Below are 15,113 nucleotides of genomic sequence, written 5' to 3'. Positions count from 1 at the left end.
AATAAAGAACGAACATTCTTTTTCTTTGAGGAGGCACGATCGTGTCCACGTCAGACCCGCGCACCCCGCGCATCCCGCACACGCCCTGGGGCCGCGCGATCGCGCTCGCCGTCGGGGCGGCCGCCATCGTGGCCGTGGTCCTCCTGGCCTTCGTCTGGCCGACCATCACCTCCACCGTCAAAGACGTGCCCATCGCTGTCGCGGGCCCGAGCGCGCAGGTGACGGCCGTCGAGGCATCCCTCGACAAAGCGGCCTCCGGCGCGTTCGACGTCACCCGCGTCGACTCGAGGGCCGCCGCGGTCGACCTCATCAAGACGCGCGACGTCTACGGTGCGATCATCCTGGGCGAGAAGCCGGAGGTGCTCACGGCGTCGGCCAACGGCGTCGCGGTCAGCCAGATCCTCGACCAGATCGCCGGTCAGCTGCAGACGCAGGCCAACGCGCAGGCGGCGGCCGCCGTGCAGCAGGCGATCGCGGCCGGTCGGGCGCCGGCGGGAACCGTGGCGCCGACGATCACGGTGACCGTGACGGATGTGGTCCCGCTCGCCTCCACCGACGCCCGCGGGCTCGGGTTGACGGCAGCGTCGTTCCCGCTCGTGCTCGGCGGCCTGCTCGGCGGCATCCTGATCTCGATCCTGGTGGCCGGCAGCTGGCGGCGCCTCGCCGCGGTCACGACCTACGCGGTGGCCGGCGGACTCGGGATCGTCGGCATCATGCAGGGCTGGTTCGGCATCCTCCAGGGGAACTTCTGGATCAACGCGCTCGCGGTCGGGCTGGCGATGTTCGCGACGGCATCGTTCATCGTCGGGATGAACGCGCTGATCGGCCGCGCCGGCATCGCCGTCGGCGGCGTGCTGACGATGCTCGTCGGTAACCCGCTGTCGGCCGCGACCCAGCCGCTGCAGTTCATGGTGGCGCCGTGGGGTGCGATCGGGCAGTGGTTCGTTCCGGGGGCGTCGGCCACGCTCGTGCGGGATCTCTCGTATTTCCCGGATGCGGACACGCTGTTCCCCTGGCTGGTGCTGCTGGCGTGGAGCGCCGTGGGCGTCGTCGGGATGATCGCCGGCCACTTCCGCAACCAGGTCGTCGTCGAGGCCGCGGTCGAGGAGTCGCTGCCCGCGTCGGCGGCCACTGAGGACGCCGCCGACCGCATCCCGCAGCCGGCCTGACCCGCGCGCCATCCGGGTTACGCTCGCCGTATGCAACAGCGAACACTCGGACGGACCGGCCGCGAGGTCTCCGTCATCGGACTCGGAACCTGGCAGCTCGGCGCGGACTGGGGCGAGGTGAGCGAAGCGGACGCACTGGCCGTCCTCGACGCGGCGGTCGCCTCCGGCGTGACCTTCTTCGACACGGCGGACGTCTACGGCGACGGACGCAGCGAGCAGATCATCGGCACGTATCTGTCCGCGCATCCGGATGCTCCGCTCACCGTCGCCACGAAGATGGGCCGCCGCGAGGCGCAGGACCCCGCGAACTTCACACTGGCGAAGTTCCGCGAGTGGACGGACCGCTCGCGCGCCAACCTCGGAGTGGACACGCTCGATCTCGTGCAGCTGCACTGCCCGCCGACGCCGGTCTTCTCGAACGACGCGGTCTACGATGCGCTGGACACGCTGGTCGCCGACGGCGCGATCGCCGCCTACGGGGTCAGTGTCGAGACGTGCGACGAGGCGCTCGCTGCCATCGCCCGGCCCGGGACCGCCACGGTGCAGATCATCCTCAACGCGTTCCGGCTCAAGCCGATCGATCGAGTGCTGCCCGCGGCGCGCGAGGCGGGCGTCGGCATCATCGCCCGCGTTCCTCTCGCATCGGGACTGCTGACGGGCACGTACAGGGCCGACACGACTTTCGCGCCCGACGACCACCGCACGTACAACCGGCACGGTGAGGCGTTCGACGTGGGCGAGACGTTCTCCGGCGTCGACTTCGAGGAGGGCGTCGCCGCCGCCCGCGAGTTCGCCGCCCTGGTGCCCGAGGGCCTCACTCCGGCTCAGGCCGCGCTCGCCTGGGTCGCCCAGCAGGATGGCGTCTCGTCCGTCATCCCGGGCGCCCGGTCCGTCGAGCAGGCGCGCGCCAACGCCGTCGCCGGCTCCGCCGCCCCGCTCGGCGATGCCTTCCTCTCCGGCGTCCGCGACATCTACGACCGCCGCCTGCGCGCCGCCATCCACCCCCGCTGGTAGCCGGCCCCCGGTTTTCATTTCGTTGAGGGGCGGCAAATCGGCCTAAACACGCCGGATGACCCGCTATTCGACACCCCTCAACGAGCAGGGCCGCCGCTGATCAGAGGGTGAAAGTGGCCGCCCGGGCACGCCGGATACGGCCGATCAGCGCTACCGGCGACGGGACCAGGTCGTCGATGGTCACGCGGATCATCCGCCACCCGAGGTCCTCGAGTCGATCATGTCGTGTGATGTCCTTGCGCCAGATCGACCGATCGCTTCGATGCAGGTCGCCTTCGTACTCGATCGCGATACGGTGCACGGGATAGGCGAGGTCGACGCGAGCGACGAATTCGTCTTGCGAATCGTGGATGGCGAACTGAATGCTCGGCTCGGGAAGCGCCGCATCGACGATCGCCAGCCGGAGGGCCGTCTCCTGGGGAGACTCGACGCCGACGCGAACCAGCTCGAGAGCCTCCCGTGCCTTTCGAACCCCACGCGCCCGCGGGGTTGAAGCGATTCGTGTGAGTTCGTCGATCGTGCAGAGCGGATGGATGCCCGACACCATTGCGTCCGCCATTGTCACCAGCTCCTCGCGGTTGAGCCTGGGCGCGAGGTCCAGCCAGGTGAGCGGTGGCGCGATGGCCGTCACGCCGTGGCGGTCGACCGTGTCGAGTCGATTGCGGGTGTGGCCGATGACGCCTGCACCCTGCCGGCCGCGAGCAGCCCCGGCCACAGTCACGTGCACGGGTTCGCCGTCGCGGTACCGGAGTCGCGCGGGCAGCGGCACGCCGAACAGCTCGGCCGCGGTCGAATGGCTGAACGCATCGAGCCGGCCGAGCGCGGCGTAGGCCCGGCACGTTTCGAGCAGAAGCGGATTCACGCCCCCGTCGAAATCGTCAGTGCTGCGCGTGACGACCACGGGCCGCCGCACCCCGTGGAATGGCCGGGCGAGATCGTCGGACGAGAGGCGGGTATGCGCGATTCCGCGATCACGCGCCTCGGACACCGAGAACGGTCGATCGGCGAATTCGGAGGGGAGCGGAACGAGTCGCGGCATCCACCCACCCTGTCGAATCGGCTCGGTTCGCGCTGAAGTTATCCACAGGGCCGGCGTTGAGGGGTGGCGAATACGTGGCCTCTCGGCGTGTTTAGGCCGATTTGCCACCCCTCAACGAAACGAAAAGAAGATCAGGAGGGCTGGACGGGGACGGGCTCGGTGTCGGGGATGGGGCTCGCGTCGCGGCCGCGCAGGTCGGGGTGGATGCGCCAGGCGAGGGCGGGCACGATGAAGCCGACCAGCGCGAAGGCGCCGGCGACCCAGAAGGCGCCGATGGCGCCGTTGCCGTCGATGAGGAACCCGGCGAGCGCGGAGCCCAGTGCGGCGCCGATCAGCTGCCCGGTGCCCACCCACCCGTACGCCTCGGCCGTGTCGCTGAACTTCACGCTCGCCGACACGATCGCGAACAGCACAGCGAGGGCGGGGGCGATGCCGAGGCCCGCGATGATCAGCGTGAGCGAGAGTCCCCACCACGACCAGAGCATGAACGTCGAGATCACGACGCCCACGAACACGATGAACATGCGCCGCGCCGTCGCCCACGGACCGATCGGCACGTGCCCGAAGGCGAGGCCGCCGATGAGTGAACCCAGCGACCAGATCGCGAGCACGATCCCCGCGAACGGCGACCCCTCGCCGAAGTTCGCGACGACGCCCGCCTCGATGGCCGCGCACGAGCCGATCAGCAGGAAGCCGACGACGGTGGCGAGCAGCACGGGCGGACGGGCGAGGACTACGCCGAACCGGCGTTTGCTCCGCGGGATGCGCACCCGTCCGACCTCCGGCGACGCGATGAACCAGAAGCCGCCGAGCACCATGATGGCCACCGACATCAGGATGCCCTGCACGGTGCCGATCTGCGTGGAGACGAACGTGATGGCCACCGGGCCGGCGATCCAGATGATCTCCTGCGCCGACGCGTCGAGCGAGAACAGCGGCGTGAGCTGCCGCGAGTTGACCATCTTGGGGTAGATCGTGCGCACCGCGGGCTGGATGGGCGGCATGCTGAGCCCGGCGAAGAAAGCGATCGCCATCGTCCAGGGGATGGGGAGCACGAACAGGCCGATTGCAGCGACCGCGGCCGCGCAGAACGCCAGAGTCGTCCACAGGACCGTGCGCATCCCGAGGACGCCCATCAGCCGGCTGGTCATCGGACCGGCGATGGCCTGCCCGATGCTCATCGCGCCGAGCACGAGGCCGGCGGCGCCGTAGGAGTGATGGATGTGCTCGATGTGCAGCAGGAACGCCAGCGAGAGCATGCCGAACGGGAAGCGGGCCGTGAGCTGGGCAGCGATGATCCGCGCGACGCCTGGCGTCTTCAGAAGGCTGGAATAGGAGCTCACGGGATGCACAGTCTATCGGTAGGGACCCGCTCGGGAAGGGGCGGAGGAGGGCGTCGGTGCCCTGTGGAAAAGTGGACAAGTTATACACATCTGTGGATGACACGCCCACTAGATATAGGGTTCGAGAAATGTCGGACCCCCGCTATATAGTGGTCACACGCCGAAAGCCGCGAGGGTCCTCGAAGGCCATTCTGTGGGCATTCCACCCCCGGTTTTCTGCGCCGACAAGGGGTTTTCCGCGGGCTGCGCCCGCTGTCCGCACGACGGACGAAGCAGGCATCGCCGTTCAGCGAGAACGGCACGTTGAGAGGGAGAGAAAGTGGCAATCACTGTTGTGAAGCGAAACGGCGAGCGGGAGCCGTACGACGCGAACAAGATCAATCTGGCGATCGAGCACGCCGCCGAGGGTCTTGACGACAACATCACCTGGGTCACCCAGATCGCGAGCGAGCTCGAGCTGACGCTGTTCGACGGCATCACCACCCAGCAGCTCGACGAGGCCGTCATCCAGGTCGCCCTCCAGAACGTGAAGGACGACCCCGCGTTCGACACCGTGGCGGCGCGCCTCCTGCTCAAGACGATCTACAAGCGCGTGCTCGGCGACTACGAGAGCGCCGACGAGCTCGCCTCCCTGCACGCCGGCCACTTCCGCGGCTATATCGAGCGCGGCGTCTCCGAGACGCTCCTCGACTCCCGCTTCACGCAGCTCTTCGACCTCGACCGGCTCGCCGCCTCCCTCGAGCCGTCGCGCGACGAGCTGCTCAAGTACATCGGTGTCGTGACCCTCAACAACCGCTACGGCATCAAGGCGCGCAACGGCGAGACCCTCGAGGTGCCGCAGTACTTCTGGATGCGCATCGCCATGGGCCTGTCGCTCAACGAGGCCGACCCCACCACGCACGCCCTCGAGTTCTACACCAAGATGTCGAAGCTCGAGTACCTCGCCGCCGGCTCGACGCTGGTGAACGCGGGTACCGCGTACCCGCAGCTCTCCAACTGCTTCGTCATGGAGATGCAGGACGACATCGAGCACATCGCCAAGAGCGTGCGCGACGTCATGTGGCTCACCAAGGGCACCGGCGGCATCGGCCTCTCGGTCACCAAGCTGCGCGCCCAGGGCTCGCCCATTCGCTCCAACAACACCACGTCGACCGGTCCGATCCCCTTCATGCACACGATCGACTCGGTGCTGCGCGCGGTCAGCCGCGGCGGCAAGAAGTTCGGCGCCCTGTGCTTCTACATGGAGAACTGGCACATGGACTTCCCGGAGTTCCTCGACCTCCGTCAGAACTCCGGCGACCCGTACCGCCGCACCCGCACCGCCAACACCGCGGTCTGGATCAGCGACGAGTTCATGAAGCGCGTGCAGAACGACCAGGACTGGTACCTGTTCGACCCGCTGGAGGTCGCCGACCTCAACGAGCTCTACGGCCAGGCGTTCTCCGAGCGCTACGCCTTCTACGTGGCTGAGGCCGAGGCCGGCCGCCTGCGCATGTTCAAGAAGATCAGCGCGCGCTCGCAGTTCAAAGACATCCTGATGAGCCTCCAGACCACCAGCCACCCGTGGCTGACCTGGAAGGACACGATCAACAACCGTGCCCTCAACAACAACACCGGAACCATCCACCTGTCGAACCTCTGCACCGAGATCACCCTCCCGCAGGACCGTGACAACGTGTCGGTCTGCAACCTGGCCTCCATCAACCTGTCGCGTCACCTCGTCGACGGAAAGATGGACTGGGCACGCATCGAGGAGAGTGCCCGCAGCGCCGTCCGCCAGCTCGACAACCTGATCGACATCACGATCTCGAGCGTCGACGAGGCCGACTTCTCCAACCAGCAGAACCGTGCGATCGGTCTCGGCGTCATGGGCTTCACCGACATCGTCGAGAAGCTCGGCTTCAGCTACGAGAGCGAAGAGGCCTACGACCTGATCGACGAGATCATGGAGCACGTCTCCTACGCCGCCATCGACGAGAGCGCCGACCTGGCCCAGGAGCGCGGGGCGTACCCGAACTTCGACGGCTCGCGCTGGTCGCAGGGCCTCGTGCCGTTCGACTCCATCGCGCTCACCGAGCAGGACCGCGGCGTGCCGATCAAGGTCAACCGCACCACCCGTCTCGACTGGGACGCTCTGCGCGCCAAGGTCAAGGGCGGCATGCGCAACGCGACGCTGATGGCGATCGCGCCCACCGCATCCATCGGTCTCGTCGCCGGCACCACGCCCGGTTTCGACCCGCAGTTCTCGCAGATCTTCAGCCGCTCCACCTCGTCGGGCAAGTTCCTCGAGGTCAACCGCAACCTCGTCGAGGCGCTGCAGGCCGACGGCCTGTGGGAGACCACCCGCGAGTCGATCCTGCGCTCGCAGGGCGACATCCAGGGCATCGCCGAGATCCCGGATGCCATCAAGGCCACGTACAAGACGAGCTTCCAGCTCTCGCCGTACGCGTTCCTCGAGGTCGCGGCCCGCGCCCAGAAGTGGATCGACCAGGCGATCAGCCGCAACATGTACCTCGAGACGCGCGACATCGGCGACATGATGGACATCTACTTCGCCGCCTGGGAGCGTGGCGTCAAGACCACGTACTACCTGCACATGAAGCCGCGTCACCAGGCCGAGCAGTCGACCGTCAAGGTCAACAAGGCCGAGGAGATCTCGGGTGCCCGCAAGGGCTTCGCCACCGTCGGCGCCGCTGCTCCCGCTCCCGCGGCCGCCGAGAAGACGGAGGCTCCGGCCCCCGCACGCCGTGGCTTCGGTTTCGGAGGACTTTCGAACGGTGGTGAGAAGTAATGAGCAACACCGCGAAGATCGAGGAGTACTACGTGCCCATCGACCCGATGGACGACCTGCAGTGCGAGTCGTGCCAGTAGACCAGAACCAGCACTGAAGAAACAGGAGAACGAATCACCATGGGGATTCTGGGAACGGGAATCGAAGAGGGCCTGCTGCTGAAGCCGGTCACATACAAGTGGGCGATGGATCTGTACGACCAGGCCGTCGCGAACACGTGGTTCCCCAATGAGATCCAGCTCGGCGAAGACATCGCCGACTTCAAGAAGATGACGGACGAAGAGCGCCACGCCATCACCTTCCTGATGAGCTACTTCAATCCGAACGAACTGCTGGTGAACAAGGCACTCGCGTTCGGTGTCTACCCGTATCTGCAGGCGGCCGAGGCGCACCTCTACCTCGCCAAGCAGATGTGGGAGGAAGCGAACCACTGCATGTCGTTCGAGTACGTCCTCGAGACGTTCCCGATCGACCGCGAGCAGGCCTACAACTCCCACGTCGACGTTCCGTCGATGGCCCGCAAGGAGGAGTTCGAGGTCACGTTCATCAAGCGGATGACGGAGCAGACGCTCGACATCACGACGACCGAGGGCAAGCAGGACTTCATCCGCAACCTCGTCGCGTACAACGTGATCCTCGAGGGCATCTGGTTCTACTCGGGCTTCATGGTGGCGCTGTCGTTCCGCCAGCGCAATCTGCTGCGCAACTTCGGCTCGCTGATCGACTGGGTGGTGCGCGACGAGTCGCTGCACCTCAAGTTCGGCATCAACCTGATCCTCACGGTGCTGGAGGAGAACCCTGACCTGCAGACGCCGGAGTTCGCCGACGAGATCCGCCAGATGATCCTCGACGCCGTCGAGATGGAGGAGCAGTACAACCGCGACCTCCTGCCCGGTGGCATCCTCGGCCTGAACGCGAACTACATCAACCAGTACGTGAAGTACCTGGCCGACCGCCGCCTCGAGGAGCTCGGCTTCGAGCCCGAGTACAAGGTCGCGAACCCGGCCAAGTGGATGGCGACCGCCAACGACACCCTCGAGCTCGTGAACTTCTTCGAGTCGACGAACACGTCGTACGAGTCGAACGCGAAGGCGTCCACCGGTCACTGACCGACTGCAGCACTGAACCGACGGCCCCGTTCCGCCGCCATCCACCCGGATGAGCGACGGACGGGGCCGTCGTCGTGCGGCAACTGCCGGGCGCGCGCCCGAACTGCGAGGATGGATGCGTGACCCCGCTGATCGACGCCCACGAACTCGCAACCGCCCTCGATTCGCCGACACCGCCACGTGTGCTCGATGTGCGCTGGAAGCTCGGCGGCCCGCCCGGACGTGGCGAGTTCGAGCGCGGCCACATTCCCACCGCGGTATACGTCGACCTCGACACCGAACTCGCCGGACACGGAGCGCCCACCGATGGTCGGCATCCGCTGCCGGAGCCGGACGCGTTCCAGGCGTCGGCGCGATCGTGGGGGCTGAACGACGGCGACGCCGTCGTGGTCTACGACGACGTCTCCGGCACCTCGGCCGCCCGCCTCTGGTGGCTGCTGCGCTACTCCGGCTTCGGCGACGTGCGGGTGCTCGACGGCGGACTCACGGCCTGGCGCGAGACCGGAGGAGCGCTGGAGACCGGTCCCCGTGCAGCCGAACCCGGACACGTGACGCTGACGCCCGGCGCGGCGCCGACCATCGACGCCGATGAGGCTGCAGCCCTCGCCGCCGAAGGGATCCTGCTCGATGCCCGTGCCGCCGAGCGGTTCCGCGGCGAGGTCGAACCCGTGGACCCGCAGGCCGGCCACATCCCGGGGGCCGTCAGCGCCCCCACCACCGCCAACCTCGGTCCGGACGGCCGGATGCTGCCGCCGCAGCAGCTCGCCGACCGCTTCGCCGCACTCGGGATCGAGGCCGGCGCCACCGTCGGCGTCTACTGCGGCTCCGGCGTGACCGCCGCGCACGAAGTGCTCGCCCTCGAGCTGGCCGGCGTCCGCGCCTCCCTCTACCCGGGCTCCTGGTCCGCCTGGTCGAACGACCCTGCCCGCCCCGTCGCCACCGGCGCCTGACCGCACCCGCCCCGCCCCGCCCATTGCCTGGGCGCCTGGGCACCCGGGCGCAGCGTAATAGTGGGCAACAGGTGAGACGCGGCGTGGGCGGCGCGCCTATCGTCTATCCATGACCGCAATCGACCTGCGCCCGACCGGAGCGCCGAGCGTGCCCACGGGCGAGGTGGGCCCGACCGACGAGGTGTACGACTCGGTCGCCGCCCTCGTCGGCAATACGCCGATCGTCGAGCTGAACGCGCTCACGGCCGGCCTGGGCTCGCGCGTGCTCGTCAAGCTCGAGGGGCGCAACCCGGGCGGCTCGTCCAAGGACCGCATCGCCTTGAACATGATCCGCACCGCCGAGGCCTCCGGCGTGCTCGCCCCCGGCGGCACCATCGTGGAAGCGACCTCCGGCAACACCGGCATCGGCCTCGCCCTGATCGGCCGCCTCACCGGGCATCCCGTCGTCATCGTGCACAGCTCCGACATCTCGGCCGAGAAGCGCACCGTGCTCGCCGCCTACGGCGCCCGTCTCGTCGAGGCCGACTGGGAGGCCGATCCGAGCGATCCTGCCAACCCGCGCGCGGTCGCCGACCGCATCGCGGCCGAGACGCCCGGATCGTGGCGCTCGTCGCAGTTCGCGAACACCGCCAATCCGGATGCGCACTACCAGGGCACCGGGCCGGAGATCTGGCGGCAGACGGCCGGCCGCGTGACCCACTTCGTCGCCTCGATCGGAACGGGCGGCACCGTCAGCGGCGCCGGGCGCTTCCTCAAGGACGTGAGCGCCGGCGAGGTGCGGGTGATCGGCGCGAATCCGGTCGGCTCCACCTACGGCGACGGCGCGGCCGGACGCATCATCGTGGACGGCGTCGGGTCGGCGTGGCCGCGGGATTACTGGCCCGAGACCTTCGACCGCGCGATCCTCGACGCGGTGCGCACCGTCGACGACCGGGAGGTGTACAACACCGTTCGCCGGCTCGCCGCCGAGGAGGCGCTGCTGCTCGGTCCCTCCTCCGGGCTGGCGATCGCCGTCGCCCTGCAGGTCGCCCGCGACGCCGCGCCCGGGTCGGTCGTCGTCGCCATCGCGCCCGACGGCGGTGTCAACTACCTCACCAAGGCCTATGATCCCCAGTGGCTGGCCGACGCCGGCCTCGGCGACTGAGCCGCACGCACAGCGCGAACCACAACAGCACGCACAGCACGCCACAACAGCACCGCACGCACAACGCAGAGAGTTCACATGAGTCTTCTCCACTTCGGTTGGTTCCTCGGCGCCGGGTTCGGCGTGCAGGGCTGGGGCGACCCCAGCTACGGCATCGGCTACGACTGGAAGCAACCGCAGGTGTACCAGGACGCCGCGCGCCAGTTCGAGGCGAGCGGCTTCGACCTCTTCATCATCGAAGACGGCGTCGCAGTTCCGGACACCTACGGTGGAACGGCCGAGGTCAACCTCGCCGCCGCGCGATTCGTGCCGAAGCACGACCCCCTCCCGCTCGTGCCCTACCTGCTCGGCGCGACCACCGACCTCGGCATCGTGCCGACCCTCAGCGCCAGTTTCTACGAGCCGTTCACCGCGGCGCGGCTGCTGTCGACCCTGCAGCACTTCGCGAACGGCCGGCTCGGCTTCAACGTCGTCACCAGCGGCTCCGACCTCGCCGCCCAGAACTACGGACTCGACAAACAGGTGGAGCACGATCTGCGCTACGACCGCGCCGACGAGTGGGTGGATGTCGTGCGACAGCTCTGGCGCAGCTGGGACCACGACGCCATCATCGAGGACACCGCGAACGGCGTCTACGCCGACTTCACCAAGGTGCGGACGATCGACCACGACGGCCGGTTCTTCCGCGTCCGCGGGCCGCTCAACACCGCCCCGGCCGCGGAGGAGCCCGTCATGGTGCAGGCCGGAGCCTCCGGGCGCGGCCGCGACTTCGCCGGCAAGAACTCCGACGTCATCCTGGCCCTCGCATCGACGGCCGACCGGATGCGCGAGTACCGCGACTCCATCCGCCAGGTCGCGCTCGCCAACGGCCGCAATCCGGATGACGTGAAGGTGCTGTTCGTCGTGAATCCCATCGTCACCGCGAACGCCGAGGAGACCGCCACCGTGAAGGCGGCCCGCGCCGAGCTCACGCAGGGCGCGATCGACGAGCAGCTGCAGTCCATCTCCTACCTGAGCGGCGTCGACTTCAAGCAGTTCGATCTCGACGCGCCGCTGCCCGAACTGACCACGAATGCGAATCAGGGCACCCTCGATAACTTCGTGAAGTCGGCGCCGGAGGGATCGACCCTGCGCGAGATCCTGCAGGTGCGGGCGCGCAAAGACGGCCTGGCGATCGTCGGGACGGCCGACGAGATCGCCGATCACCTCGGCGAGCTGGGGGAGGCGGTCGGAGGCGACGGCTTCCTGTTCACCGGGCAGGTGCATCCGGCGAATGTGCACCGAACGCTCGACACGCTCGTGCCCGCGTTGCGGCGGCGGGGGCTGATCCGCACCGGGTTCAGCGGAGCGGGGCTCCGCCAGAACCTCCTGGAGTTCTGATGTCCGGGCCGAGGGACGTCGTGCTCGGCACGGCACGTCCCCAGCCGTCGGAGGTGGTGGCGATCGCCGACGGGGCCCGGGTGGTGCTGGCACCGGCGGCGCTCGACCTGCTGGCGGCATCCCGTGCTGTCGTCGACCGCGCGATCGAGGCGGGCGAGCCCGTGTACGGCCTCAATCGGCGATTGGGGGCCGGGCGGGACACCGCCATCGACCCCGCCGAGTTCGACGCGTTCCAGCGGCGCACGATCCGGAACCATCGCGGGGGCGTCGGCGAGCCGCTCTCCCGTCGCGAGGCGCGCGCTGTCGTCGCGGCCCGGCTCGTCGGCTTCACCCGCGGCGGCGCCGGAGTGCGTCCCGAACTGGCCGCGGCCTACGCCGCCATCCTGAACGCGGATGTCGTGCCGCTCATCCCGAAGCGCGGCTCCGTCGGGGCCGCCGACCTCACGGCGCTCGCGGAGGTCGCGGCCGTGGTGACCGGCGACGGCACGGTGCTGGAGGCGGAGGGTGGCGAGCTCGCCGCCGCCGATGCGCTCGCCGCCGCCGGACTCACACCGCTCGCCCTGGCGCCCCACGAAGCGCTCGCCGCCCTGAGCGCGAACGCGTACAGCGTCGGCGTGGGATCCCTGGCCGCCGTCGAGGCGGACAGGCTCACCCTCGCCGCCGACCGGGCCGTCGCCCTGTCGCTCGAGGCCGTCGGCTCCGCGGGACCGGCCGGCAATCCGGGAGCCTTCAGCGAGCTCGTGGCCGATGCGCGCGGCGGCGAGGGACAGCAGGCCTCCGCCGCAGCCGTGCGGAGCCTCCTCTCCGGGAGCGCGCTGTACGCCGCCGACCGGGTCATGACGGTGCAGGATCCGCTCTCGTTCCGCACCGCCTCCCAGCTGCACGGCGCCCTGCAGCAGAGCGTGCGGCGGCTGCACGACGAGCTCGTCGTCGAGCTCGCGGCCCGGTCGGAGAACCCGGTGGCGGATGTCGCGAGCGGGCGTCTCGTCTCCGGCGGCAACTTCCAGGCCCTCCCGCTGGCGCTCGACTTCGAATCGCTGCGGGTCGCACTGGCGCACGTCGCCGCCGCCTCGGAGCGTCGCTCCGCCGCGCTCTCCCTCGCACTCGCCCCGGCCCGCGCCGACGGCCGCACCCGCGTTCCCGGTCTCGTGCTCTACGCAGCCGCGGCCGATGCCGCCGAGCTGCGCCAGCTCGCCGCTCCGGTGACGCTGGGCAGCACGACTCTCTCCGGCGTCGAGGACCACGCCTCGCTGGCGCCGCTCGCCCTGCAGACCCTGCAGCGATCCCTCGAGCTGACGCGTGAGGTGCTCGCCATCGAGGCCCTGCACGCGTCCGATCTGCTGCATGCCGGCGGGTCGGTGCCGGCCGGGCACGGAACGGGTCCCCTCGCCGCGGCCGTCGATGAGGTCATCGGCTCGGGCGTTCCGGCGCGCGAGCTCGTGACCCGCGCAGCGGACGCACTCTTCGCCGACCCCCGGTGAGAACCGGCCGCTACAGCGCCTTGTCGAACGACAGGTACGAGACCGCTTCCCAGTCGCCGTCGAGATCGAAGCGCGGCGTGTAGCCGAGCGAGAGGTACAGGGCAACGGCCTCCGGCTGCCGAGCGCCGGTCGTGAGCACGACAGTCCTCACGCCCCGGCGGCGCGCTTCGTCTTCGAGCTCGCTCATCACGCGGCGGGCGAGCCCGCGACGGCGGAAGCCGGAGTGTGTCCAGACCCGCTTGACCTCGACCGTCTCGTCGTCCTCCCGCATGAAGGCGCCGCCGGCGACCGGCGCGCCCTCGGAGAGCAGCAGGATGAACGTGCCGCCCTGTTCCGCGCTGAAGACCTCGGCCGGGTACCGGGAGAGCTCGGCCGACGACGGGATGCCGTCGTTGAGGCCGTAGCGCTCGTCGTATTCGCGCGACAGCTCCTCCACCAGCGGGCGGGCCAGCGGGTCATCCTGACTCGTGACGAGCACGGTGACGGAGGCGGCGAAATCGGTCGGGGGAACGCTCACCATCCGACGATATCCCGAACCGCCCGGGGCATCCCAGCGCAGACCGGCCGCGTACTTCGGTCTGAGATGCGGAAAACCCCGCGGGCGACGGATTCCGTGCAATGAATTGCGAAATCTGCTGGAAATCTTTACGAAAAACGGCGTTGCACGCGTGAATTAGTGTGAATGTACCGCGCGGTGGCTGAGGTATGCTCCACTCACTGCGTTCCTGCATCCCTGCACCCGGAAGAAGGACTCCACCACAATGCGCACCCGATATCTGGCCCCAGCGGCCGCCTTCGTCGCCGTTGCAGCGCTCGCGCTGACCGGCTGTGTCGACAACTCAACGCCGTCCAGCAGCAGCTCGGCGTCGAGCTCGGCCGACACCGTGAAGAAAGACGACAGCCTGGCTTCGCAGCTGCCCGACAAGATCAAGTCGGCCGGCACTCTCACGATCGGCATGGACGACACCTACCCGCCGAACGAGTACAAGGACGACAACGGCAAGCCCGTCGGCTGGGAGGTCGACCTGACCAACGCGATCGCCGCGAAGCTCGGCCTGAAGACGAACTTCGCCATCGCGAAGTTCGACAACATCATCCCGAGCGTCGCCGGCGGCAAGGACGACATCGGCATGTCGTCGTTCACCGACACGACCGACCGCGAGAAGCAGGTCGACTTCGTCAACTACTACACCGCCGGCATCATGTGGGCGTCGGCCAAGGGCAAGACGGTCGACCCGGACAATGCCTGCGGTCTCAAGGTGGCCGTGCAGTCGACCACCTACGAGGACACCGACGAGGTCCCCGCCAAGTCGAAGGCCTGCACCGACGCCGGCAAGGCGGCCATCCAGGTGCTGCGCTACGACGCGCAGGACGACGCCACCAACGCCGTCATCCTCGGCAAGGCCGACGCGCTCAGCGCCGACTCGCCCGTCACCCTCTACGCGATCTCCAAGTCGCAGGGCAAGCTGCAGGAGGCCGGCAAGGCGTTCGAGGTCGCCCCGTACGGAATCCCGATCGCCAAGGGCTCGGCACTGACCCCGGTCATCCAGAAGACCGTGCAGGCGCTGATCGACGACGGCACCTACAAGAAGATCCTCGACAAGTGGGGCGTCGCCGACGGCGCCGTCACGACCGCCGACGTCAACGCGGCGTCGAAGGGCTGATCGCAATGTCCCTGGGCAACCAGGACCGG

Annotated in this window: 12 protein-coding genes; 9 read left to right on the top strand and 3 right to left on the bottom strand. The window is 68.8% G+C overall.

Annotated features, from left to right (window positions below):
• Positions 1-41 precede the first annotated feature (41 nt).
• Both PKE84_RS01230 and PKE84_RS01225 read left to right on the top strand, forming a co-directional pair.
• Positions 42-1,169, top strand: a complete 1,128-nt coding sequence (locus PKE84_RS01230) for an ABC transporter permease (RefSeq protein WP_271175375.1) — start codon at positions 42-44, stop codon at positions 1,167-1,169.
• A gap of 30 nt (positions 1,170-1,199) precedes the next feature.
• Entirely contained in the window at positions 1,200-2,183 is a 984-nt protein-coding gene (locus PKE84_RS01225) for an aldo/keto reductase (protein WP_271175374.1), read from the top strand.
• 100 nt (positions 2,184-2,283) lie between these two features.
• Here PKE84_RS01225 and PKE84_RS01220 read toward each other — a convergent pair whose 3' ends face one another.
• Complete coding sequence (locus PKE84_RS01220) at positions 2,284-3,222, bottom strand: putative endonuclease domain-containing protein (RefSeq protein ID WP_271175373.1); 939 nt, start codon at positions 3,220-3,222, stop codon at positions 2,284-2,286.
• A gap of 131 nt (positions 3,223-3,353) precedes the next feature.
• Positions 3,354-4,565 carry an MFS transporter gene (locus tag PKE84_RS01215; RefSeq protein ID WP_271175372.1) on the bottom strand — a complete coding sequence of 404 codons (1,212 nt, stop codon included), beginning with the start codon at positions 4,563-4,565 and terminating at the stop codon, positions 3,354-3,356.
• A 319-nt stretch (positions 4,566-4,884) separates the two neighbouring features.
• Between PKE84_RS01215 and PKE84_RS01210 the strand changes: the two genes are divergently transcribed.
• The 6 genes from PKE84_RS01210 (at position 4,885) to PKE84_RS01185 (ending at position 13,420) form a co-directional block, all read left to right on the top strand.
• The gene (locus tag PKE84_RS01210; protein WP_271175371.1) at positions 4,885-7,356 is read left to right on the top strand and encodes a ribonucleoside-diphosphate reductase subunit alpha; all 2,472 of its coding nucleotides are present in this window, start codon (positions 4,885-4,887) and stop codon (positions 7,354-7,356) included.
• A 119-nt stretch (positions 7,357-7,475) separates the two neighbouring features.
• Positions 7,476-8,465 carry a ribonucleotide-diphosphate reductase subunit beta gene (locus PKE84_RS01205; RefSeq protein WP_271175370.1) on the top strand — a complete coding sequence of 330 codons (990 nt, stop codon included), beginning with the start codon at positions 7,476-7,478 and terminating at the stop codon, positions 8,463-8,465.
• Between the two features lie 119 nt (positions 8,466-8,584).
• A complete protein-coding gene (locus PKE84_RS01200) occupies positions 8,585-9,415 on the top strand; it encodes a sulfurtransferase (protein ID WP_373877097.1) in 831 nt (276 codons plus the stop codon).
• 109 nt (positions 9,416-9,524) lie between these two features.
• Positions 9,525-10,559, top strand: coding sequence for a PLP-dependent cysteine synthase family protein (locus PKE84_RS01195; protein WP_271175369.1), 1,035 nt, complete (start codon positions 9,525-9,527; stop codon positions 10,557-10,559).
• 78 nt (positions 10,560-10,637) lie between these two features.
• Complete coding sequence (locus PKE84_RS01190; RefSeq protein WP_271175368.1) at positions 10,638-11,939, top strand: NtaA/DmoA family FMN-dependent monooxygenase; 1,302 nt, start codon at positions 10,638-10,640, stop codon at positions 11,937-11,939.
• Entirely contained in the window at positions 11,939-13,420 is a 1,482-nt protein-coding gene (locus PKE84_RS01185; protein WP_271175367.1) for an aromatic amino acid lyase, read from the top strand. The genes PKE84_RS01190 and PKE84_RS01185 overlap by 1 nt, the downstream gene beginning before the upstream one ends.
• 10 nt (positions 13,421-13,430) lie before the next feature.
• On the opposite strand, the gene PKE84_RS01180 is transcribed toward PKE84_RS01185, so the two are convergent.
• Complete coding sequence (locus PKE84_RS01180; RefSeq protein WP_271175366.1) at positions 13,431-13,940, bottom strand: GNAT family N-acetyltransferase; 510 nt, start codon at positions 13,938-13,940, stop codon at positions 13,431-13,433.
• A gap of 241 nt (positions 13,941-14,181) precedes the next feature.
• On the opposite strand from PKE84_RS01180, the gene PKE84_RS01175 reads away from it, so the two are divergent.
• Complete coding sequence (locus PKE84_RS01175; RefSeq protein WP_271175365.1) at positions 14,182-15,084, top strand: ABC transporter substrate-binding protein; 903 nt, start codon at positions 14,182-14,184, stop codon at positions 15,082-15,084.
• The last annotated feature ends 29 nt before the right edge of the window (positions 15,085-15,113 follow it).

Origin of the sequence: Leifsonia poae (assembly GCF_027921845.1) — a bacterium.
GTDB classification, from domain to species: domain Bacteria; phylum Actinomycetota; class Actinomycetes; order Actinomycetales; family Microbacteriaceae; genus Leifsonia; species Leifsonia poae.
This window is presented reverse-complemented; position numbering and strand designations above follow the sequence as displayed.

Excerpts from the sequence above, each read along its gene's own strand:
- PKE84_RS01205 (WP_271175370.1), top strand. The coding sequence starts at position 7,476 with ATGGGGATTCTGGGAACGGGAATCGAAGAGGGCCTGCTGCTGAAGCCG.
- PKE84_RS01190 (WP_271175368.1), top strand. The coding sequence starts at position 10,638 with ATGAGTCTTCTCCACTTCGGTTGGTTCCTCGGCGCCGGGTTCGGCGTG.
- PKE84_RS01175 (WP_271175365.1), top strand. The coding sequence starts at position 14,182 with ATGCGCACCCGATATCTGGCCCCAGCGGCCGCCTTCGTCGCCGTTGCA.
- PKE84_RS01185 (WP_271175367.1), top strand. The coding sequence starts at position 11,939 with ATGTCCGGGCCGAGGGACGTCGTGCTCGGCACGGCACGTCCCCAGCCG.
- PKE84_RS01220 (WP_271175373.1), bottom strand. The coding sequence starts at position 3,222 with ATGCCGCGACTCGTTCCGCTCCCCTCCGAATTCGCCGATCGACCGTTC.
- PKE84_RS01180 (WP_271175366.1), bottom strand. The coding sequence starts at position 13,940 with ATGGTGAGCGTTCCCCCGACCGATTTCGCCGCCTCCGTCACCGTGCTC.
- PKE84_RS01195 (WP_271175369.1), top strand. The coding sequence starts at position 9,525 with ATGACCGCAATCGACCTGCGCCCGACCGGAGCGCCGAGCGTGCCCACG.
- PKE84_RS01225 (WP_271175374.1), top strand. The coding sequence starts at position 1,200 with ATGCAACAGCGAACACTCGGACGGACCGGCCGCGAGGTCTCCGTCATC.